Origin of the sequence: Sphingobium mellinum, from assembly GCF_037860795.1 — a bacterium.
Classification (GTDB): Bacteria; Pseudomonadota; Alphaproteobacteria; order Sphingomonadales; family Sphingomonadaceae; genus Sphingobium; species Sphingobium mellinum.
The window spans coordinates 61,450-82,921 of sequence record NZ_JBANRK010000010.1 but is presented as its reverse complement, the minus strand read 5'-3'; the positions used below and the strand labels follow the sequence as shown (position 1 = coordinate 82,921).

Genomic DNA, 21,472 nt, shown 5'->3' with positions numbered 1-21,472 from the left:
GGTCAGACCTCGTAATTCATGATATTGAACGCGCGGTAGTATTTGTCGTCGTGCAGCACGCCGAACAATTCCAGTGAGGCCCCTGTCGCCAACGCATGGGTATACTTTCCCGGAAAGAACATGATCGTCGGCCGATCCTTCGCGGTGCTTTGCAAGTTGTTGAGCACGTTGTGCGAACGCAGGAAGGGGTAAACCTCACCGACGCCTGACACAAAGATCACATCATGTGGAATTTCTTCGATCTGGCTTGCGATCTCCGGAATGAGATGCGCCTGCGGGTCCAGAACGCCTTGCAAGAGTTCCTTGAGCTCCGCCTTCTCCGTCTCGGCTTCAACCTCAAGAATCTGCTCAAAGATTCCCCGATCCTCGAGAATCCTGAGTGAAAGGTCGTAGAGGTCAATATCAAGTACGCGAACACCGGCGTGCCCCAACTTGGCGATCAGGTCCTCGCGATCGTCCCCCAGACTCAGCCCGTCTTCGGCATCAAAAGCGCAGATGAAAAAGGGAACCTCGTTGCCCAGTCCCTGCTTTTGCAAGAACCGGTCACTGGAAATCACTCTGAATAGGTGCTCGGCACGGGCGCGCCGATCAGTTCTCGTGCTCACAACTACCCCCCATTTCCGGGAAAGATCCGCAGATCCGCCGGATTATTCTCCTCAATCAGCCGCTTCATGCGCCCCGACAACCAAATCGCCTGAATTCTACCCTCGACGCTTATCAAACTGGTTTCGCGCAAAATCCGAAACAATACCTGACGCAATTTCGCGCAGGTTGATGATGAAAGCTCCGCGAGGCCTGTATCGCGTTCAGCTTTCTCCGCGAGAAAGCGATCAAAAACCTCATGACGCAGGTCAAGCCGCCAGGATTGGTAGCGCTCGCTGATCACTTCGACAGCGAACTCATAGACAAAACTATAGGTCCGGCAGATCGCCAGCCATATCATCGCCTGCTGCTCAGCGCGGTCAGCCTCGGCCGACACGTAATGGCGCTCAAATTCGGATAGATGACCTATGCGGTCGTACACTTCCCGAAGTGCGCGGGTTTGCGACGCCAATTTGGGCAAGGAAGAAGCACCTTGAGCCAGCAAGCGCTCACGCGCAGACGCCCAGCTTTCTCCGGGTTGATAAGACTGGGCAATCATGAGGCTCTCATTGAGCATCAACCCGCCCACACTGAAGGACATCCGATACTTTGACTTCTGCGGAAATCTGCCAGAACTCACGGCGCGAACTCCGCTTTCTCTAGGGCCGCGACGGTCTCATGCCTGTTGACGACAACGATATGCTGGCTGCGAGCGGGCAGTTGGACGGCGTCGCCAAGAAGGCCGAGACGTTTCAGCACATAGAACAGCATTGCATAGCGGACCGTCAGGACGACCGAGCCGCTGGTCATCCCGTAATCTTTCGCGACGACCGCCTTCTGGCTTTCGGTCAGATCGGGATGAGGGCCTATCTCAACGGAAAAACGCTCCTGCCAAAGCGCGTCTTGCTCGGCCGAAGGGCCTGGTTCGCCGAGGTCACCTATGTCGAGGATTCGGGGCAAAAGAAAGTCTTTGAACTTGTCGGTGACGTGACAATAGCCGCGAACGTGCCAGCGGAAACCGTCATAGCCGAAAGCGTGGGGTGTGATCCGTCGCCAGATCGGATCGGGCCGATCCTTGCTCATCGACTGATAGTGAACCTCCACCGACCGGTGATCGCGCACAGCGCTGAGGACCGTGCGCAGCACGGACGCGTTGATATCTCTCCGGGGTGTCAAGGCGATGTCAGTGTCAGGAACCTGGGTGATCCAGGATTCCGATAGATCGATCAGTCCTTCAGCGACCGACCGCAGGCGCGACAGATAGCCGTCGGGATCGGGCTTGAGGAAATGGGGTTCGAAATGCTCGCTCGCGACATACCGCTTGGCGCTCTTGTCGTAGAGGGCATTGTTTGGCGCTCGCTCTTGGTAGAGCGTCAGATCCTTCGACGCTTGCGGCACGGAGACGTCGAACATCTCGATGATGTCCGAACGATTGACCCCGCCCTCCCAGAACAGGCGGAACTCGATGAACTCGAGCCGACGCTCAACGCCCCACTTCAATGTCGTCAGGCTTTCCGCCATCCGAATCTTCCTCTAAACCGGATGCAGATAAAAACTATATGGACACATCTGCACGACGTGTGTAGTTTCTATTCTCATCACGGAGTCGCGTCAAGCGAAACCGTGCCGGGCAACAGGAGGACCACATGGCCAAGACCCCCTCGAAGAATGAAGTAACGAGCAAGAAAGCCGCGACTGCGGCATCGCAGGTGCTGCGCGACCCCAAGTCGAGCGCGGCGGCAAAATCGGCGGCGGCTTCGGCGCTGACGCAGCGCCCGAACAAGAAGTAAGTCAGGGAGAACGACGATGACCACCCTTTCCAACCGGCGGACCATCGTCGCCCATGGCCGTTTGGCGATGCGCGAGCTGCGCCTCGACGCGGCGCGCCAACGCCGACACGGCGTTCAGATCATGTCATTTGAACAACTCGCGGTCCGTCTGGCCGGCGGCTTCGCCCGCCCGATCGATGACGAGTGTTTGCGAACGGCGATCCAGGCCGTGCTGCCGGACACAGCGCTCGGAGAGCTGGAAAGCATCAAGCTGCTTCCCGGCATGGTCGATGCGGCGGCCGACACCCTCCACAAGGCGTGGCGGGCGGGTATCGATCTGGCCGCTCGCGCCGGGGATCATCCTCGGCTCGACTCGATCGCACGCCTCGAAGCTGCGGTTCTCGCCCAGTTGCCGCCGGGCATGATGCCTCCCACCGATCTCGTGAACCGCGCCTTGGGGCGGATCACTCACGCTCCGGCGGTTTTGGGTCCGGTCGAGATTGTCGGCATCACCGAGCTTTCGCCGTGCTGGCGTCCGCTCCTGCAGGAACTCACCGCACATACCCCGGTGCGCTGGACAGCCGGCCCCCGTCCGACCCCGCCGTGGCTGGAAGCCTTCGACGTCACGATCGACCGGGCAGACGCGACCGCTCCGGCAATCAGCACGGTCAGCGCCGCGACTGCCTATCACGAGGCGATCGAGGCCATTCGATGGGCGCGGGGCCTGATGGCTTCAGGCGAAGCGGGGCCCGCCGACATCGCGATCGCGGCCGCATCGACCGGTGACTATGACGATCATCTCCTCGCCCTGCGCGCCGATGCAAACATGGATCTTCATTTCGTCCACGGCATCAAGGTCACGACAACCCGGGACGGTCAGGCGGCTGCGGCGCTCGCGGATCTCCTCATTCGCGGCTTCTCGCAGACCCGGATGCGTCGGCTCGCAGCGTTGTGCGGTTCGGAAACCGGACCGTTTGGCGGCTTGCCGCAGGGCTGGCTGCGGGTCCTGCCGACCGACGCGCCGCTGGCTTCGCCGGGATCTTGGCAACGCTTGCTGGACCGGCTGACCGCCGACGACTGGCCCGACGCGACGGATCATACGCCGACCTTGCGTGGCATCATTGATTTGTTGGCGAAGGGACATCCGGCAGCCGACGAGATCGGCGCAGCCTTTCTGTCAGGTCGCTCCCTAACGATCTGGCGCAAGGCTCTGCTGGCTGGACCATCGGGGTCGCTCGATGCGACGCTGGACAGCCTGAAACAAGATGACGGGCTTGAGGCCTGCGTTTCCGTGGCCTGGATGCCCGCAAGCGCCTTGGCGGCTTCACCGCGCCGTTTCGTTCGGCTCATCGGCATGAATTCATCGCGCTGGCCGCGCGGCATTTCCGAAGATCGTCTGATTTCTGATCACATCATTCCAACCGCTGAGCTGGACCCGCTGCCGGTCGGCGCGGCGGATCGGCGAGATTTTGAGACCATCCTCGCCACGACGAGCGGTCAGATCGTCATGTCGCGCGCTCGTCGCGACAGCGAAGGCCGCTTGCTGGGGCGCAGCGCGCTGCTCGGTCCGGCATCTGACGAGATCTACATCCGGCGCAATGCGGTTCCGGTTCACGCATTCAGCGAGACCGATCGGTTGATGGCGCGACCCGATGAGTTCGCGCGGGACAGCCAGGCCATCAGCGCCACCACGGCCTGGCGGAACTGGCATCGCAAGGAGATCACACCGCATGATGGACTGGTTCGCGCCGACCATCCTCTCCTGCAGGCCATCCTTGGCCGGACCCAATCGGCCAGCTCGCTTCGTCTGCTGCTCCGCAGCCCGCTCGGCTTTGTATGGCGCTACGGGATGCGCCTGCGCACCCCGGAGAGCGGCGCGGACCCGCTTGTCCTTGATGCATTGGCCATGGGCGACCTGGTTCACATGACACTCGATGTGGCGCTTGCGACGCTTGAAGAGGCCGGCGGCCTCGCCGCGGCTGACGAAGCGCAGATCGCCGGCGCCGTGCAGGATGCTGCGGCCAGGATCGCGGTCGTGTGGGAAAGCGAACGAGCGGTCCCACCGGCGCTCATCTGGCGACGGACGCTCGACGACGCCCGAATTCTTACCACGCGCGCCCTGACTTACGGCGACGAGCATCTGCCCGACGCCCGCTCTTTTGGCGAAGTCGCCTTCGGCGGCGCGACGCCCAAGGCGGACACCGCCAGCCCGTGGGATTCGCAGACACCCGTCGAAATCCCCGCAACCGGCTTTCGCATCGCCGGCTATATTGATCGCCTGGACATTGCCGGCGACGGCAAGCGCGCGCTCGTTCGCGATTATAAGACCGGACGGCCGCCCAAGGACGATATCAGTCTAGACGGGGGCCGCGAGTTGCAACGCTGCCTCTATGCCTTCGCCGTCAAGGCGCTCCTCGGCAACGACGTGTCGATCAGTGCATCGCTGCTCTTTCCGCGCGATCAGGTCGACTTCCAGCTTGGCGACCCGGAAGCGACGCTCACCGAGATCACCGGCTACTTGCAAGCCGCCCGGGCGAACCTTCAATCCGGTCAGGCCCTCATCGGTCCGGACACTGGCGGCGCATACGACGATCTCGCGTTCGCCCTGCCGGCCAATGCGGGCGCCACCTACTGCAAACGAAAACTGCCCGCCGCAACCGAAGCTTTCGGCGATGCTGCGCTGGTCTGGGAGGCACAGTGATGACCGCTGCTACCAAAACACTGCGCGATGACGCCGCCCGCCGCACCGCCATCGGCGTCCATGATCGCTCGATCCTGGTCGAAGCCGGCGCAGGCTCCGGCAAGACAGCCGTGATGGCCGGCCGCATCGCCGCCATGCTCGCGGAGGGCATCGCACCCAAGTCGATCGCTGCCGTTACCTTCACGGAACTGGCAGCAAGCGAGCTGCTGATCCGCGTTCGCGACTTCGTCGCCGACCTCGCGGCCGGCACAATTCCGACCGAGTTGCGCATCGCATTTCCCGACGGCTTGTCAGCCAACCACAGCGCGAACCTTGCGGCCGCCGCATCGGTCATCGACGAGATCACCTGCTCGACAATCCATGGCTTCTGCCAGCGGCTGATCAAACCCTACCCGGTCGAGGCGGACATCGATCCCGGTGCGAGCGTGATGGACCGCAACCAGGCCGATCTCGCCTTCATTGAAATCGTCGAGACGTGGCTGCGCGAACAGCTCTCGGACGGTGAAGGCGGCATCATCGCGGAAATGGTGCTGCACAATCCCGGCGAAACCGTGGGCTTGATCCACAAGATCGTCGCCAACCTGCGCAAACGCAGGACCGTCTCCGCGCCGCCGGTCAGCGACCTGACCCCGCACCTGAGCGCTTTCCAAGACGCCGTCGATGGTCTGATGGAGTTCATCCGCAACGCGCCAGCGGTGGAGGAAGAAACCGCCATGCTCGCCGAGCGCTTCGCCGGAATGGCCGTAGGGCTCGACAGCGGGCCGATCATCGAAACGCCCGTCGGCTTGGTGCGATTGCTGGTTTCGCCGCCGCATCCCGACCTCTGCACTAAAACCGGCTCGTTCCTTGCCTACAAGAAGAAAGGCAAATGGGTCGAAGCCGCCAAGCGCGAAGGCTTGGCCAAGACCGAAGGCGAACGGCTGAACATCGCGGCGGATGCGCATTACGCCGCGTGCTGCCAAGCCTGGCAGGATCTGGTCCAGAACGTCGCCAGTCGCGTCCTGTGCGACCTCATCGCTCAGGTACAGCCTGTGCTGGCCCGTTTTCGGGACTATAAGCGTTCGGCCGCCCAGCTCGATTTCGACGATCTGATCTTCGCGGCGCGCGATCTTTTGCGCGATCACGACGATGTCCGACGGTCCCTCGCCGCCCGCTTCGCCCACGTCCTTGTCGACGAGTTTCAGGATACTGACCCGCTTCAGACGGAAATCTTCTGGCGCCTCTGCGGCGAGCCGCAGGCCGGGGTCGCGAGCGCAGACTGGAGCGCATTCATCATCCGTCCCGGCGCGCTCTTCCTCGTCGGCGATCCCAAGCAGGCGATCTATCGGTTCCGTGGCGCCGATGTCAGCGCCTATGTCCGGGCGCGCGATGCCTATCTCGCGCAGGACCCTGACAGCGTCCTGGCGATCTCCACCAATTTCCGTTCCTGCGCGCCGATCCTGACCTATGTGAACGACCGCTTCGAGGCGCTGCTTTCGAGCGAGGGCCAACCCGGCTTCACGGCGCTCGATCCCTTTCACGCCGATCGCGGCGAGGCCCTTTGCGTTGCGGCTCTCGACGTCGCCGTTGCCGACGAGAACGGCAAAGCCTCAGCCGAACAACAGCGCGACGCTGAAGCCGACGCGATCGCCCAAATGTGCGCCCGGCTGATTGGCAGTGAGATGATCCTCGATCGTCGCTCCGGCGCCAGTCGACCTTGCAGGCCAGGCGACATCGCGTTGCTTGCGCCCACCGGCAGTGATCTTTGGCGATACGAGGAGGCGCTCGAACGCCACGGCATCCCGGTCGCCACGCAGGCAGGCAAAGGCCTGTTCCGCCGCCAGGAGATCCAGGATCTGATCGCGCTGACGCGTGTTCTCGCCGACCGCCGGGACACGCTCGCCCTCGGGGCATTGCTGCGCGGCCCGCTCGTCGGTCTGACCGAAGAAGAACTGCTCGACATCATCTGGGCGCTTCCTCGTGCCGAAGACGATCCCGAACGGCTGCCCCGCCTCGACCTGGGCGTTGAGCTCGAGCATATCGCGCATCCGCTGGCCCGATCGACCATCGAGACGCTACAGGCGCTCTATCGTCAAACCAACAGCACCACACCGCACGACCTGTTGTCGCAAGCGGTCGACGCGCTGCGGGTTCGCCCCATCTTGCTGGAACGCCATCGCGGCCAGGCAGAGCGCGCGCTTGCCAACGTCGATCTCTATCTCAGCCTGACCACGTCCTTCGCTGTTCGCGGTCTGCGCGCTTTCGCCGAGACGATGACAGCGGCGTGGACCGATGAGGCCCGGGCGGTCGAGGGACGGCCCGATGCTCAGGAAGAGGCCGTGGCGCTCTACACGATGCACGCGGCCAAGGGCCTTGAATGGCCGATCGTCGTCCCGATCAACACGATGACCGGCATCATGGCGCCCGAAAGCGCCGTGACCGACCGCGACAACGACACCTTCTATTGCCCGGTGTTTGGGGTGAAGCCGATTGGCTATGACATCGCTCGTGACGCCGAGAAGGCCGAACTCGACCGCGAGCGCATCCGCTTGTGGTATGTCGCAGCAACGCGCGCCCGTGAGCTTCTGGTGCTTCCGCGCCTCGACGCGACGCAATCGAAATCGGCATGGATTTCGCTTCTGGATCTTTCGCTTGCCGAACTGCCGGCACTCGACCTCTCGCATTTGCCGCCTGAGCTCGACCTTGCCGCAGGCGACGAGGCCAACGATCAGACCCGGGATGACTTTGCCGCTGAAGCGGCATCGATCGTAGCGCGCCAACGTCGCCTGATCTGGCTTGCACCAAGCCGCGACGAAAGCGCCGATGGACCGGTTTTGACGCCGGAGGCAGTTGAAATCTGGGCAGCGTCGGAGGCCGGTCAGCCCGATGACGAGGCGGTGCGCCCCAATGTTCAGGGCGGCCGCGAAAGAGGCCTGATCCTGCACAAGCTGCTGGAAGAAGTCCTGACCGGTGAGACGCCGGACGATCCCGAGACACTCAGCGAGCGGGCACGGGCGCTGATCGTCGAGATCGGCAGGCCCGTTATGGAAGACCCCGCTCAGGGCCTTTTCCCTGACGAGCTTGCCGGATGCGTTGTCCGCACATTGGCGCTTCCCGAGGTCGCGGAGTTGCGCCCCACTTTGGCGCCCGAACTGGCGGTTTATGCGGCGGTGGAAGTTGACGGCCTCGAGCAGGCAACCGTGGGGATCGCTGACGCCACCAGCTTCGACAGCGAGGGTAAGCCCGCCGTCGTCATCGACTGGAAAAGCGATGTGCAGCCGACAGCCGAAACCCTCAATCACTATCGCGCGCAGGTAGGCAACTATCTGGATATGACCGGCGCCGACCGCGGGCTGGTCGTGCTGATGACGACGGGCGATATCATCACAGTATCACTCGCGCCGGTCGCCTCGTGCGCAGCCTGATACATAACGGTCGCCGGGGCCGTCGCACTGGGGACGATAGCGCAGGATGATTGACCTGCGCACGTTCGCGATAAGTTCTGGCGAGGAAGTCGGCCTCGGACGATAGAGATCTTCTACTGGAGGACAATTTGGCAAAGAAGATCGGCGGTAGCGACATAATCGGTATGCGCGGAATTGCGCGCATTGAGGAAATCGTCCTCTCGATGGGCTACATGTTCTACGAAACCGGTGGTGTCGAGGCCGGCATCGACGGGTTTATCGAACTTCGTGACGTCGCCACAGGCGCGGTCGGTAACCTGCTGCTACAGATCCAGGGAAAGGCGACCGAACGCAAACGGCTGCAGGGGGAGACGGACGAGTCATTTGAATATCCCTGCGCGGAAGCGGACATCGCCTATTGGATGCACGGAACGGCCCCGGTCCTTTTGATCGTTGTTCGCCCGGAAGAGGGGACAGCCTACTGGAAGTCCATCAAGGACTGGTTCTCCGACGCTGAACGACTGAAAACGCGAAAGGTCGTTTTCGACAAAGCAGCCGACCTTTTCACAAGAGATTCAAAGGCCGCCATAACGGCTGTCGCAGCCTCCGTGTCACCTGGCGCATCCGGCCCGAGCGTCCGGCGGCAAGAAGATTTGCTCACGAATCTCATTGGCGTAACGACGGCGGAGACATTGTATTGGGCGCCCACCACATTCTCCACAGACAAAGCCTTTGGGGCGGCACTGAGAGCACTTGACCGCCAGGCGGGTTCCGAGTGGATCGTACGCGGTAAATCCGTCCTGTCATTCCACGATCTCGACCGGTGGCCTTGGAATAAGCTCTGCGAAGCGGAAGCGATGGAGGAGTTCGGCGCCGACGAATGGGCAGACAGCGACGATGAGGACCGGCAGCGCGACTTCGTTGCATTGCTCAATCGGGCGATCGGTGAGTTCGTCAGACCGGACCTCTGGCATGACCGAAAGTCAGGGGTCTTCTATTTCCAGAAACCGCACGATCGTAGTATCCTAAACTACGCCTATCGGAGCCTGAAAAACACAACGACCCGCAGAGTGGTTGGGAGCTACGGGAAGCGAAAGACCGATCCAGGTCGCGCATCATACTGGCGTCACTCCGCCTTTCAGCACCGGTTCGTCCGCTTTGCCAGTAACTGGTTCGTGGAAATCACTCCGACCTATCATTTCACGCACGATGGCAAAAACCCTGACGCCTGGGCCGGCGAGCATCTGAAAAAGATCAAGGAAATGGAAAACAACGCCGCTGTCATGGGCCAGTTCGTGATGTGGCGGGACTTCTTCCTAACCCACGGCGCCGACGATCTGCTGACCACACGCTATCCCTTCCTCTCATTCGCTTCGCTGGATCTGCTTGAGATGGATGTGGGTGTCCCGGACGATCTTTGGAAATCGCAGGAGGCCGATCCATCTTCCCCACTTTTCGAATATGCACAAATAGAGGGCGGCACGGAATGAGACTGTCCCATGTTCAAGAGCCCCCGCTGGAGTTCGGAGGCGCATTTCGGCACCCCGACATTCGCTTCGGCTTGATGGACTATGGGCCCTTCGATGTAGGCACGGAGGGCGCCCCGAAACGCATTCGAGTCGGCATCGTCGGCAGTGGCGAAACCGTCGAAGGTACGGCTCGGTGGCTCGAAGCATGCCGGGTCGGTTTTCCGGCGAAGGAAAGCCGGCAGCCAAATCTATTCCCGCCATTTCCAGGCACGGGCGCGGACGAATCGTTCCGATGTGAATTCGTAACGTCCGATGAGCTTCAGAGGGTAATTCCGCCTCGAGAAATTGCCAAGATCGTTGCGATCGCGGGCCAGCGCGAGATGACGCGTGCGGTCGTCGAAGCAATCGCAGAGGAAGTGGGCGTGCTCGCCGAACGGACGACGAAGCCCGACGTCGTACTTGTCGCGCTGCCCATCGAAATCATTCAGCGGACTTATAACGCGCGCGATGCTGCCGGCTCAAACGAGGCTACGGAAGGCGGCGAGGAGGCAGAGGCCGGCCCCGATCTCGATTTTCGCGGAATGCTCAAAGCCGCCTGCATGCGCCTCCATTTGCCGATCCAGCTTCTTTGGCCAACAACATACGATCCCAGCTTCAAGATTCCGCGTAAGCTGAAGGAGACCAGTGACAGACGCACGCAAGATCCTGCCACGGTTGCGTGGAATCTGCTGACCGCCATTTACTACAAAGCCGGAGGATTGCCCTGGAGGCTCGCGCGCGATGCCCGCCAGCTGCGGACTTCGTTCGTGGGATTGAGCTTCTACCGATCGGTCGATGGCGAGCACATCCACACGAGCACCGCCCAGATGTTCGACGAGCGGGGCGAAGGTCTAATCCTCCGCGGCGGTAGGATGGTAGAAAGCGAAGAGGATCGAAAGCCGCACTTGACGGCGGAGGATGCCTACGAACTGCTGAAAAGCTCGCTTAAGGTGTTCAGGCAGCAGCACGGACATTACCCGGCGCGGGTCGTGCTTCACAAGACGTCGCGGTTCGATCGAAACGAACTTGCCGGTTTCCACAAGGCGATCGACGAACGCGACATTGATTATGCGGACTTTGTCTGGATCCAGAAGTCGATGACGCGGCTCTATCGCATGGGAGTCTATCCGCCCTTGCGCGGTACGTTACTCCGCTTCGATAAGGACCAGGCTTTGCTCTACACTCGTGGAAGCGTCGAGTTCTTCCGCACATATCCAGGTATGTATGTGCCGCGGCCCCTGATGCTGAGATGTCAGGCGCTGGGTCAGCCACTTCAGCATATCGCCGAGGAGACGCTCGCACTGACAAAGATGAACTGGAACAATACCCAATTCGACAATGGAATGCCGATCACGATTGCAGCCGCGCGAAACGTAGGAGAGGTCTTGAAATATGTGCCAGAAGGCCAGGAAATCGCGCCGCGGTACAGCTTTTACATGTGATGTCGCCCATGCCGCACCCGACGGAATCGGGGACTAAGATTTTGCAGAAAAGCTATCCATGCTGATTTTGCGGACTAGCGCCCACGATCGCGCGGCTTCGAGGGTGCGATGCTTTGTTCCTCTCGCTCACCCCTGCCTGATTTGCCACGTTCATCCTGTGACGCTGCTTTCCGATCGGCGAGCATGATCTCCCGCGCCCGCTCCAATCGCCGCGACACCGCCGCCGGCATATCGGCCACGAACCCTGCGATATCCTCGGCCAGCGCGCGATCCTCGTCTTTCCCGGTCGCCGCCAGCGCGGCTGCGGCATCTGCGTAAGCCCCCCGGATCTGCTTTTGGCGGCCGAGCGCCAGCACGTCCTCCGCCCGACGCTCCGGATTCTGTGACCGTGCGAACGCCTGCGCCCGCTCCTCAATCAGCCGGTTAAGATCCAAGTCCCTGCCCTGCCCCGCTGTCCGCGCCTCCAGATGGTGCGCCGGCGAACGCACACGCTTTTGGACATGGCCGCGCGCGCGGCGCGGCGTCGCTTCGGCGGCGATGCCGCGCTGGCGCAATTCATGGGCGAAGCTCTCGCGCCAATGATGAAGGTCGGCCTTGCGCGGATTGAACCGCGCCCCGTCCCCCCCCTGGGTCGCGACGGTCAGATGAACATGGGGGTTAGCGGTGTCGGTGTGGAGCGCCACCATATAGCTGAACTGCCCTTCGAACTCGACGCGCGCAAACGCCTGGACGGCATCATGGATAGTCGCGGCATCGGTCGTACCGCCGGGCATCGACAAGACCATCGACATAGAGGTCGGCCGGTCCTTGCCATAAGCATTCATCGCCTGATCGAGCATGTCCCAGTCGGCGGCAATCGCCTTCAACCGCGTTTCATCGGTGATGATCTCGCCCTCGCTGCTGCGGATTTCGAGCTTCCCGTGACGCGAGATATAGCCAAAATGCTCGGCAAGATGCCTGGCTCCACGCTGCTTTCCCGAGATCTTGACCATGACCTCGGGGGCCTTGCGCACGATCCGCTCGAGCTTGGCTCGCGCCTCGGCCGCCGACAGCGCCGGCGCGGCATTGCTCCCGCCCCTGCCCTTCCCGCCCGACCGGATCCGCAGTGTCCCCCCGCGCAGGCTGCGCTTGCCGCCAGTCGGCGGTCGCCAGGCTTCCATCAGACTGGGGAGCGGCAGGACGCCGTCGTCATCCTCATTCATCAGCCGTATCCCAATAGGCCATGTCGCCCTTTAGCGCCCGGCCCAGCACGCGCAGCTGCTCGGTCACCTCGTCCCTGAAGGACGCGACACGCGCGGCCTCGCGCGCCAAGTCGAGACGGGAATCAACCATGGTCGCGGCATGCAGCGCATGGACCGCCTGGTTGAGATTGATGCCGATCCGATTGAGCTCTCGCCAGGACTGCGCGATCAGCACCCGGTCGCCACGCGGCGGCGGCGACGTCGCATGCAACCGTCGGCGCAACAGCATCACCAGCCATTCGGTCCGTTTGAGGCCACGCGCGTCGGCCGCCGCATCGAGCTGAACGATATCCTCGCGCATGAGCCGAAGCTGCAGCCGGTCAGTCGTGCGAGTCCGAGGCAGTGCCGTCTCGCTCGACGCGTCCCCGGCAGCCTCAAGCGCACCGTCGATCAGCTTGCGCAGGAGCGCTGAGCGACCGCCGGCGGCAGTCGCCTTAGCATCGAAGCGCGCCGCGAGATCATCGGGCAGACGGAGGCCAAAAAACGCCACACCCCATTGCTATTGTTTAACAATGACGGCGCCAAGCCTATCCGGCCCTCACCTAAAACCACTCGTCTTATAGTCTGCTCAAACAGACTCCGCCCCTCTTCAAGCGACGTATCCAACTCGACTTGGCCTCGATGGGAAAAGAGAATATCTCCGAGCGAACCAATTCCCTCCGCCCGCCAAAATGAAGACAGCCGCGCCCCTGAAGAAAGGGGCACGGCTGTAAAATTTGTCTGAAAAGCTCGATCGTTTCGACGCGGAGTGAGGGGTGATTGGATGCGCCCCGACCTGCCCCGCCGATGGTTCACTCCATGGCGATTTCGGTAACGGGCGCTTCGACCTCCTCGCCGTCATCGAACACCACCCGAACGCGCTCGGGCAGGATCAAACGTCCTATCCGCCCGCCCACGGTCACCCGAACCGCATCGAGCGGCCGAGGCTGCGGCGGCACCTCCGTTTCGAACATCGACCGCAAACCGGCACCGGCACGAACCGGCCGGCTCGGTGCGGCGCGCTCGGTGCCCTGCCCTTTCGGGAGCGCGGCCACGTCATGACGACCGGCGACGGGCAGAGCCTCGGATGCCTTAAGCCCCGCGATGAACCGGCCACCCTCGGCCAGGGTCACGCTCTCATCGCCAAGCCCTGCGACATAGGCGCGCACCGCGTCGCCATGGGTGCGGGCAGCCCGGTGAAGGTCGTAGAGCAACCGGATCGGCATCTGGTCGATTGCCGCACGCAGCCAGGGCGCCATGTCGGCACAGGCGGCATAGAGCGATACGAACTGCTTCGATCGGCCGAGCGCGCGAGCGATCTCCGCCTGGGTAACGCCGGCAGCCAGCATGCGTTCGATCCCGGTCGCCAGATCATGGGGGGTCAGGCCTGCGCGTTGGTCATTCTCAACGATCTGATCGGCGAGCGTGTCGGCGCGGTTCACCACCGCCATCACGATCGCCGGGATGGTCTCGCGCCCGGCAAGGCGCGATGCCCGAAAGCGCCGCTCGCCGACGCGGATGACGTGAAGGCCGTCGCCATTTTTCGGGGCGACGATGATCGGCTGCAGGACGCCGCGCGCGGCGATCGAGGCAGCAAGATCCTTGAGCTCCGTCTCGTCGAACACGCGCCGCGGATTTTCGGGATCGGCCATGATCCAGTCGAGCGGCAGATCCTCGACGCGCCGCGCGCTGTCGTGGAGACGGACAAGCAGCCCGAACTCTTCGGCGCGCTGATCGAACTTGCCCATCACGCCGCACTCAGATGGCAGACGTCCATCCGGCGAACGATCTCCGCCAGGATCGGCCGGATTTCGTCAGCGGCCGCCTTTGCGCCGCTGCCGGTTTCGCGCCACACCGGATGATGCTGTTCGGCCGAATGCTTGTAGGTCGGCCGCGCCTTGATGAAGGCGGGGAACATCAGCTTCTCGCCAACCGCGCGGGCGAGCTTGACCGCATTGTCCATTTCGCGGCGGTCGAACGGATTGACCATCGAGGGCAACAGCCCGAGAAAATTGACCTTGCGCCCGCCGCGAGCGCCTTCCGCTTTTTTGAGCGCGGTGAGCAGCATCTTGGCGCACTCGATCGAATCCTCGGCGACCTGGACCGGCGCGATCACTGCGTCGGCCACTGCCATCGCACTCAAGGTCAGCTCATCCCATTTGGGACCGGTGTCGATGACAATATGATCGAAATGGGCACCAAGCGCAGGGAACCGACCGAGGAAATCGCGGACATCCGCAGCCGCCTTGACCATCTGCAGGCGCTGATCGGCGGCGAAGACCGTGATGCCGGGCGCATCGGTAAGCTCGAGCCGCGCCTCGGGATCGAACAGGTCCGCCGAGAACCACCCGGTCCGCTCGCTGGCAAGCCGGCGTGTGGAACTGCCCTGCGGATCAAGGTCGAGAAAGGCGACGCGATTGCCGCCTTGCTCGGCCAGATACCAGGCGAGGTGGGTGGCGAGGAAGGTCTTGCCGACCCCGCCCTTGAGCAGGCTGACGACGATCGTCTTCATGGGCACAGCGCCTTCACGATTCATAGTCGTCGGGACCATCGCGCAGATTGCGCTCATAATGGTCACGCGACGACCAGTCGCCACCGCCGCCGATACCCGGGCCGACATAGCGAAACAGGTAAACGGTGATCGCGAAGCAGACGAATGCGAACACGAACGCATGGTCTGGATGACGGGAAAAATAATCGGCCATAGCCGGTCTCCTAGGCTTGTTGCAGGAAACCGATCGGTCCCCTCACCGCGCAGCAAGACGCGGACGCTCTCGCCGCGCAGCCTCCCCTCTGATCGCGGTGAGCAAGGCCCGATGGGACGTCCGGGCGGCACCGCAGACAGTCTGCTCAAGCAGACTTTTCGGCTATCCCCCCGGTCAGGGGGATGGCCGGGGTCGCTCGCCAGGGATGGGAAATCTGGTCAGGCCGACGCCGGGCGCAACCGGGTACGCAAAGCGATCCGCGCGGGCGGCACCGGCGAATCCTTTCAGTAAAAAGGTGGCCCCGACAGGGTCGGGGCCATGATAGCTCAATATTCGTGGGTGAGAAGCAGCGTCAGCATGCGGGTGGTGACGTCGGGATCTGTCGGGTCAGGCGATCCGTATGTCAGCGCGCGATCATAATAATCGATCTTCCAGTACAGGTTCTCGCCCGCGAACTCGAAGCGGCCGAAATCACGCTCCCCATGCGGATCGACGTCGGGACCAAAAGCGTCATAGTCGCGCACGGTGCGCAGCAGTTCGGCGCGGCGCTGGAACCCGCGAAACAGACTGGTATCGCCGATCAGGTCGGCGACCCCGGCAGTCATCACCACCTGGTTTACGCCCGGGCTGTGGATGGATTGGCGCAGGGCATCATTGAGCCGCGCGATGGTCGCGATGCGCTGGTCTGCGGATAGGACTTTGTCATTCTGGGGGTCGGCCATGACGTTCGACTTTCCAAGCTGTGTCAGACCCCGCCGATCGGGGCCTTCCGACAGGCGACCGGACCGCCGGGGCATAGCGCGCCCGCGCACCCGACAGGGTCGCAACGGATGTGGAGAAGCCCGGCACGGGCTTGCGCTGGCAAGTGCCGCGGCGAGGACGCCAAGCCAGGAAGGGACCGTTGGTGCGGCGGTCAGAGGGAATAAGGAACGGCATGGCCGACTTTTCAGACGTGCTGCTGGACGCGCGAGCGAGGGCTTCGCTATCCTTGCGATCATGACAGACACCGCCCGGATCATTGCCCTTTGGCCAAGCTGGACTTCGAGCGTCGGCGCGATGCAGCGGCTGCAGATCCAGGCCCGCACCCAATGCCGCCGCTGCGGCGCCCTGATGCGCGCCGATCTCGACGAGCTGGTCGCCCGCTATGGCGGGAATGCGTCGTTGATCGATCGCCAGGAGCGATGCCGCATGGTCGCGTGCGATGGCGCGACCTTCTACCTGGCCGCCCGGCGCTATGGTGGACCGTGGCGCATCCTGGTCGACGATGCGGCGCTCCGCGACGGGCTGAGCCTATGCCCGCCAGCCCATCTTGCGCTTGGTCGACCAGCCCCTTGCAGCGACGGCGCAGCGCCGCTCGTAACCGAGCGCTGTTGACTGTGCGACCACGGCAGGGATCGTTACCCGCATGGGCCGAGACCCGGCACGGGGCTCGGGGCGCAAGCCTAGAGCCCGGTCCGGTGCAACCGGAGCCGCCGACGCCCTCGCTTCATTCCGATATGCGATGCGTGCTGCGTCTATTTCACCAGTTGGTGGCGCAGGTTTGCCAGAATTGAGCAGAGCTGTTGGCTTTTCCGCCGTATATCAGCGAGCATCTCAAGGCCTTCCGCTTCCTCGACCAGAAGCATGGTGCGTTCGGGCTGCCGCGCACGGATAGAGACCTGACGGTAAACCACGATCCACTTGTCCGTGCGCTCAACCGCAATCTTTGCCACCCCATGCGCCAGAAATGTTCGAAGGCGCTCATGGGCACGAAAAGCCTCAATCGCTTTGAACGCCGCTTTTCCCTCAGCGGCAAAGGCCCCTTCCGTACCAAGGACCGCCGCGATATCGTCGAACCGCTGCCCGGTCAGATGGCGCAGACGGACGGCCGCACCTTTCTCCGGCACCGTGCTCAAAGATAGCAAGGTTTCGGTCACGCCAGCCTCGGCCGCGGAGAAACACTGCAGACAGGCCCCGCGCCATGCGTTCACATCATGGACCACCCGGCTCCACAATGCGTCATCACTTTGGGGTAGAATCTTTGTTTCGGCATTCATCCCAACTTTGTATCGCGCGCATGTTGATAATCGGTTGCTCGAGAGCGCAAACAGCGCGCGATGCCCGTTGATGTTGGACAGAGCCGGGAGCCCTGGGGCTCCCGGCAAGTGTCACGCGAACGGATCATATTCGTTGATGACGACCAGGTCGCCGTCAAAGTCGTCGGCGGTGATGACGGCGAACTGGTTGCCGATCCCGATGACCATCGTCGCGATCATGAGGGTCTTGGAGAGGCCGAGCGCATTGAGGCGGGCGATCTTGATGTCGGTGAACATGTCGAGGCTCCTTGAAAGCCGGCGGGTTCATCCCCGCTCGACTGGCGCCCGAAGTGTTCGGTGGGTGGCCGCGATCACTTTTTGCCGCAGGCCAAAAGCCGTAGCGAAGCGACCGGACCCTTTACGGGTTGATCGCATTAGGCCGCCCGCCGGACCAAGGATTGCGCCTCAAAGAGCGGGGTGAAGCTGCCGGCCAGAAGAAGTCATGGCCCCACCGGGCTGATATCACCGTTGCTTGTGTTTGCCTCATGTGAGACATATATCTGCATCAGATGATACAGGAGCAGCAGATGGCGAGCCAGCCCGTGACGATCGAGACCCTGCTTGGGGTTGCGCCCCGGAAGGGCGACACGCGCCTGGGGCTGAGCTATTCGATTCTCGAAGGCCTGCCGGTCGGCGCACTCGACCATCTCGCCGACACCGTCGCGCCCAATGACAGCCGCTTCAAGTTCCGCCTGATTTCCAAGGCGACGCTTGATCGCCGCAAGAAATCGGCGTCCAAGCGCCTGACCAGCGAGGAAGGCGACAAGCTGGCGCGGATCGCCAAGGTGTTCAGCTTCGCGCTCGATATCTATAAGGATCCCGCCAAGGTCCGCGACTTTCTCGGCCGCGCGCATCCTATGCTCGACAACAAAGCGCCGCTCGATGTGGCGCTGGCGACGGGTCCGGGAGCCGATGTCGTCATCAACCTGCTGGGACGGGCGGCGTATGGCGGCGGGGCGTGAGCGCCCAGATCACCGACCGCGTGCTGACCTGTTTCCGGATCGGCGATCCCGATGGCGCGCATCCGATCTATGACAGCGAGGGCGCACGGCTCTATCCGGGACGGTGGAACACCGCGGCCAGCCCGATCATCTACACGTCAGAACATTATTCGACGGCTATGCTCGAAAAGCTCGTCCACGCGAACACGGTGATGCCGCCCAACCAGCATTATATCCGCATCACGATCCCCAACGGCGTCAGCTACGAAGTCTTCCCAACCGCGAAATTCCCCGGGTGGGACGGCAAGCGCGAAGATATCTGCAAGGCCTTTGGCGAGGCGTGGTTCGCGGCAGGGCGCTCGGCGCTGTTGCTGGTGCCGTCGATCCCGGCGCGGGTGGAACGCAACATCCTGATCAATCCCGGACACCCCGACGCGCAAGCAATCAGCTTCGAGCTGTCCGAACCAATCTGGTGGGATGACCGGCTCTACGGCTGATCGCGAAGGGCTTGGCGATCAGCACGCTGTTGGGGACGCTGGGCGATGTCCAGTCTTGGCTGGCGTCACCCAAGCAATAATGGATGGCTCGCTGGATCTCGACACTTGATAAATGTTCTTCCTTTGTTCTATTCTGCAGCCATGCTCCGAGTCGATGAAGACAGTCTGGCCCTCCACCTCGAGGTGTCGCTCGCCACGGCCGAACCGGCCCTCGTCACCGATATTGGGTGTGGCGATACCGTTGCACGACGCCGTGCAACGGCGGAGTTGGCGCGACACCTGGCAATGCGGTTGCGCTGCTACGACATCCTCGCCGACGAGCCCGCCACGAGGTCGGATACATTGCCGCTCTTCCCTGAAGCATGACTTACACCCCTGTCCGGGTTGAGCGCTGATGCTCGCTGTATTTCTGCTTGCCGTCGCGGTCGTGCAGGGCGGCCAGTCGTTCACCTGCACACCGATCAGGGTTTGGGACGGCGATGGCCCGATCTGGTGTCGCGAGGGACCACGGATCCGGCTCGCTGGGATAGCGGCGCGGGAGATCGATGGCTCGTGCCGCACGGGACACCCCTGCCCGCGCGCCAGCGGGATTGTCGCGCGCGACACGCTGGTGCGGTTGCTGGGCGGCGCGAAGGGGCGCAGCGCCACAGGCCATATCCTTGTCACAGGTCCAAGACTCCAATGCCGATCGACTGGCAATGCGAAAGGGGATCGCACCGGTGCCTGGTGCGCCGCGCCAGCGATCAGCGATTTAAGCTGCGCCATGATTGCGAGTGGCACGGTGCTGCGATGGAGCCGCTATGCGGCGGGCCACTGCCGCTGAGAGGACGCGGAAGAGCAATATCCTAGCCGCGCTCGTTCAGATCCATTTCCCGAACTTTCCTCGATCCCGAACCGGCTACAGAAAAACAGCAAAAGGCCCGGCGGCGTGAGCCGCCGGGCCTTTGCCGGTCTCAGAAGGGAATTTCGTCGTCATCCACCGAGCTGTCATTGCCGCCCTGGTCGCCACTGGCGGGCTTGGCGCGGGTGAGGAAGGTCACCTCGTCGGCGATGATCTCGACGCCGTACCGCTCGATATTCTCGTTGTCGGTCCAGCGGGTGTAGTGGATGCGACCGCGCACCATCACCTTCATCCCCTTGTCGACATATTGCTCGACGGTCTTGCCGACGCCGTTGAAGCAGGTGATCCGGTGCCATTCGGTATCTTCGATCCGGCGGCCATTGTCGTCCTTGACGATCTTGCCGTTGCTGTCTCGCTTGGGCCGCGAGGTCGCAAGGCTGAAGTGGGTGATCTTGGTGCCGCCCTGGGTGGTGCGGGCTTCCGGCGTGGCGCCGACATTGCCGGCGAGGATGACGAGGTTCTGCATGTCGAAGTTCCTTTTTTGGGTGCCAAAGGGACCGTCCCTTCGACTGACCCCCGCAAAAGGCGGGCATGGGCGGTGCTTCCACTGGAGCGCGCAAGCGGCGTAGGGGAACCCCGACACAAGGGGTGGTGCGGGCAGCCGTGGCACACGGCAACTCGGCCCGAAGGGGAGCGGGTTGGAAGCACCGAACGACCGACTTAGGGATCAGGTCAAAAAGAAGGGATGGTGGCTTTGGTTCTATGAACCCAGGAACCGCTGCAGAAGCATTGCCCTATCACCGCAGCAATCTACGCCCGATAGCCCCACCACCGTTGGTCAGCCCATTTTCCAGTTCGACTTGTCGTTCGCAGCGAAGCAGCGGCGGCCCCTACGACAAGAAGACATGATGGCCGTCCGGCGGGTTTAGTCGGAAAACCGTCTCTGGCTTCAATCGGGTTGGCAAATCCCTTTCGAGTGGTGCGCGCACGGATGATCTTGCGGGACCGGTTACGCGATCTGCACCCGGATCACGGCAAGGAGACGGTCGACGCAGCGACAGGCGTCGGCCACATCGAAGGGTGACGCCCCGACCCGGAACAACGCGTCGATCTCGTGGTGACTATAGGCCGGCGAAAGGATCGCTGTGAGATCCGGCAATTCCAGAGGCAGGCCGGACAGGCCTGCTTCCGTCGCAAGCGCCAGGGCCTTTTCGAGGTCATGCCGAATATGGACACGGTTCCAGTCGTCGGCATAGCCCGCCTTCATCAGAAAGGCTTTGAGGCTGAGTTCGATCGCGATGGCCAGCGAATGTGCAGCACTCGCCGGAGCGATCCCGACGCTTGCCGACGCGCCGCGGGCAAAGCCCGTGGCATTCTCCATGAAAATGTCGATCAGCACCGGATCGACATTTCCGGCGAAACGCCGCGCAGCGTCATCGAGCGTGGCGGCCGATAGCCCGATCAGCCAGCGCGGTCCTCCGATATTGCGCAGATGGCGCAAATGCGCCGAACCGGGTTCATCGGTGTCGGTGCCGGCCGACCAGCGCAGCAGCAACGCCGCCTTCCAGCAGCGACCATGGCGCTGTCGGAACGCAAGCAAAGCGCGCAGTTCCTCATCATGCAAATCGCGCATCATCATCTCTCTCTCATTTGTGGCAAGGCGCCGGCCGGCGCGGCGTGAGCAACGCGGATGGCTGGTGGACACTGAAATGGATCCACGCTGCGGACACGGCCGACGGATTCCGGCGCTATTCAGCCAAACCAACACGCCTCGGCACCCTCCCCTCTCGCTGGCGGGAATTCCGATG

22 protein-coding genes are annotated in these 21,472 nt (G+C 62.7%); 9 read left to right on the top strand and 13 right to left on the bottom strand.

Going from position 1 to position 21,472, the window contains the following annotated elements:
* Positions 1-2 precede the first annotated feature (2 nt).
* Genes AAC640_RS12145 through AAC640_RS12135 form a run of 3 tightly spaced genes read right to left on the bottom strand, consistent with a single transcriptional unit; the run spans position 3 to position 2,103 of the window.
* Positions 3-605, bottom strand: coding sequence for a DUF1788 domain-containing protein (locus tag AAC640_RS12145; protein WP_340266604.1), 603 nt, complete (start codon positions 603-605; stop codon positions 3-5).
* A gap of 2 nt (positions 606-607) precedes the next feature.
* Positions 608-1,183, bottom strand: a complete 576-nt coding sequence (locus AAC640_RS12140) for a DUF1819 family protein (RefSeq protein ID WP_340266602.1) — start codon at positions 1,181-1,183, stop codon at positions 608-610.
* A 35-nt stretch (positions 1,184-1,218) separates the two neighbouring features.
* Entirely contained in the window at positions 1,219-2,103 is an 885-nt protein-coding gene (locus tag AAC640_RS12135; RefSeq protein WP_340266600.1) for a WYL domain-containing protein, read from the bottom strand.
* 125 nt (positions 2,104-2,228) lie between these two features.
* On the opposite strand from AAC640_RS12135, the gene AAC640_RS12130 reads away from it, so the two are divergent.
* From AAC640_RS12130 to AAC640_RS12110, 5 genes are all read left to right on the top strand, one after another.
* Complete coding sequence (locus tag AAC640_RS12130; RefSeq protein ID WP_173655764.1) at positions 2,229-2,372, top strand: hypothetical protein; 144 nt, start codon at positions 2,229-2,231, stop codon at positions 2,370-2,372.
* A 16-nt stretch (positions 2,373-2,388) separates the two neighbouring features.
* Entirely contained in the window at positions 2,389-5,052 is a 2,664-nt protein-coding gene (locus tag AAC640_RS12125) for a PD-(D/E)XK nuclease family protein (protein WP_340266597.1), read from the top strand.
* Entirely contained in the window at positions 5,052-8,456 is a 3,405-nt protein-coding gene (locus AAC640_RS12120) for a UvrD-helicase domain-containing protein (RefSeq protein WP_340266595.1), read from the top strand. The genes AAC640_RS12125 and AAC640_RS12120 overlap by 1 nt, the downstream gene beginning before the upstream one ends.
* Positions 8,457-8,584: 128 nt before the next feature.
* Entirely contained in the window at positions 8,585-9,925 is a 1,341-nt protein-coding gene (locus tag AAC640_RS12115; protein ID WP_340266593.1) for a DUF4365 domain-containing protein, read from the top strand.
* Positions 9,922-11,385 carry an argonaute/piwi family protein gene (locus AAC640_RS12110; RefSeq protein ID WP_340266591.1) on the top strand — a complete coding sequence of 488 codons (1,464 nt, stop codon included), beginning with the start codon at positions 9,922-9,924 and terminating at the stop codon, positions 11,383-11,385. Before AAC640_RS12115 ends, AAC640_RS12110 begins: the two co-directional genes overlap by 4 nt.
* A gap of 74 nt (positions 11,386-11,459) precedes the next feature.
* On the opposite strand, the gene AAC640_RS12105 is transcribed toward AAC640_RS12110, so the two are convergent.
* The 6 genes from AAC640_RS12105 to AAC640_RS12080 form a co-directional block, all read right to left on the bottom strand.
* Positions 11,460-12,587 carry a relaxase/mobilization nuclease domain-containing protein gene (locus tag AAC640_RS12105; protein ID WP_340266589.1) on the bottom strand — a complete coding sequence of 376 codons (1,128 nt, stop codon included), beginning with the start codon at positions 12,585-12,587 and terminating at the stop codon, positions 11,460-11,462.
* Entirely contained in the window at positions 12,580-13,116 is a 537-nt protein-coding gene (locus AAC640_RS12100; RefSeq protein WP_340266587.1) for a hypothetical protein, read from the bottom strand. The genes AAC640_RS12105 and AAC640_RS12100 overlap by 8 nt, the downstream gene beginning before the upstream one ends.
* A 301-nt stretch (positions 13,117-13,417) precedes the next feature.
* Positions 13,418-14,353, bottom strand: coding sequence for a ParB/RepB/Spo0J family partition protein (locus AAC640_RS12095; RefSeq protein WP_340266630.1), 936 nt, complete (start codon positions 14,351-14,353; stop codon positions 13,418-13,420).
* On the bottom strand, positions 14,353-15,117 hold the full coding sequence (locus AAC640_RS12090; RefSeq protein WP_340266585.1) for a ParA family protein: 765 nt from the start codon (positions 15,115-15,117) through the stop codon (positions 14,353-14,355). Before AAC640_RS12090 ends, AAC640_RS12095 begins: the two co-directional genes overlap by 1 nt.
* Before the next feature lie 13 nt (positions 15,118-15,130).
* A complete protein-coding gene (locus AAC640_RS12085; RefSeq protein WP_104955424.1) occupies positions 15,131-15,310 on the bottom strand; it encodes a hypothetical protein in 180 nt (59 codons plus the stop codon).
* Positions 15,311-15,636: 326 nt separating this feature from the next.
* Positions 15,637-16,032, bottom strand: a complete 396-nt coding sequence (locus AAC640_RS12080; protein ID WP_340266581.1) for a DUF3768 domain-containing protein — start codon at positions 16,030-16,032, stop codon at positions 15,637-15,639.
* A 274-nt stretch (positions 16,033-16,306) separates the two neighbouring features.
* Between AAC640_RS12080 and AAC640_RS12075 the strand changes: the two genes are divergently transcribed.
* Complete coding sequence (locus tag AAC640_RS12075; RefSeq protein WP_340266579.1) at positions 16,307-16,684, top strand: hypothetical protein; 378 nt, start codon at positions 16,307-16,309, stop codon at positions 16,682-16,684.
* A 140-nt stretch (positions 16,685-16,824) separates the two neighbouring features.
* On the opposite strand, the gene AAC640_RS12070 is transcribed toward AAC640_RS12075, so the two are convergent.
* Both AAC640_RS12070 and AAC640_RS12065 read right to left on the bottom strand, forming a co-directional pair.
* On the bottom strand, positions 16,825-17,346 hold the full coding sequence (locus tag AAC640_RS12070) for a hypothetical protein (RefSeq protein ID WP_150411983.1): 522 nt from the start codon (positions 17,344-17,346) through the stop codon (positions 16,825-16,827).
* Positions 17,347-17,457: 111 nt separating this feature from the next.
* A complete protein-coding gene (locus tag AAC640_RS12065; RefSeq protein WP_170271947.1) occupies positions 17,458-17,622 on the bottom strand; it encodes a hypothetical protein in 165 nt (54 codons plus the stop codon).
* A 290-nt stretch (positions 17,623-17,912) separates the two neighbouring features.
* Here AAC640_RS12065 and AAC640_RS12060 point away from each other — a divergent pair, with 290 nt between their 5' ends.
* The 3 genes from AAC640_RS12060 (at position 17,913) to AAC640_RS12050 (ending at position 19,646) form a co-directional block, all read left to right on the top strand.
* Positions 17,913-18,347: an antitoxin Xre-like helix-turn-helix domain-containing protein gene (locus AAC640_RS12060; RefSeq protein WP_150411982.1), complete on the top strand. Its 435-nt coding sequence runs from the start codon at positions 17,913-17,915 to the stop codon at positions 18,345-18,347.
* Positions 18,344-18,823: an RES family NAD+ phosphorylase gene (locus tag AAC640_RS12055; protein ID WP_150411981.1), complete on the top strand. Its 480-nt coding sequence runs from the start codon at positions 18,344-18,346 to the stop codon at positions 18,821-18,823. The genes AAC640_RS12060 and AAC640_RS12055 overlap by 4 nt, the downstream gene beginning before the upstream one ends.
* 394 nt (positions 18,824-19,217) lie before the next feature.
* Complete coding sequence (locus AAC640_RS12050; protein WP_150411980.1) at positions 19,218-19,646, top strand: thermonuclease family protein; 429 nt, start codon at positions 19,218-19,220, stop codon at positions 19,644-19,646.
* A 130-nt stretch (positions 19,647-19,776) separates the two neighbouring features.
* Here the strand turns inward: AAC640_RS12050 and AAC640_RS12045 are convergent, their stop codons facing one another.
* Both AAC640_RS12045 and AAC640_RS12040 read right to left on the bottom strand, forming a co-directional pair.
* Entirely contained in the window at positions 19,777-20,190 is a 414-nt protein-coding gene (locus tag AAC640_RS12045) for a single-stranded DNA-binding protein (protein WP_056366854.1), read from the bottom strand.
* A gap of 483 nt (positions 20,191-20,673) precedes the next feature.
* Complete coding sequence (locus AAC640_RS12040) at positions 20,674-21,297, bottom strand: hypothetical protein (protein WP_150412007.1); 624 nt, start codon at positions 21,295-21,297, stop codon at positions 20,674-20,676.
* Positions 21,298-21,472 lie beyond the last annotated feature (175 nt).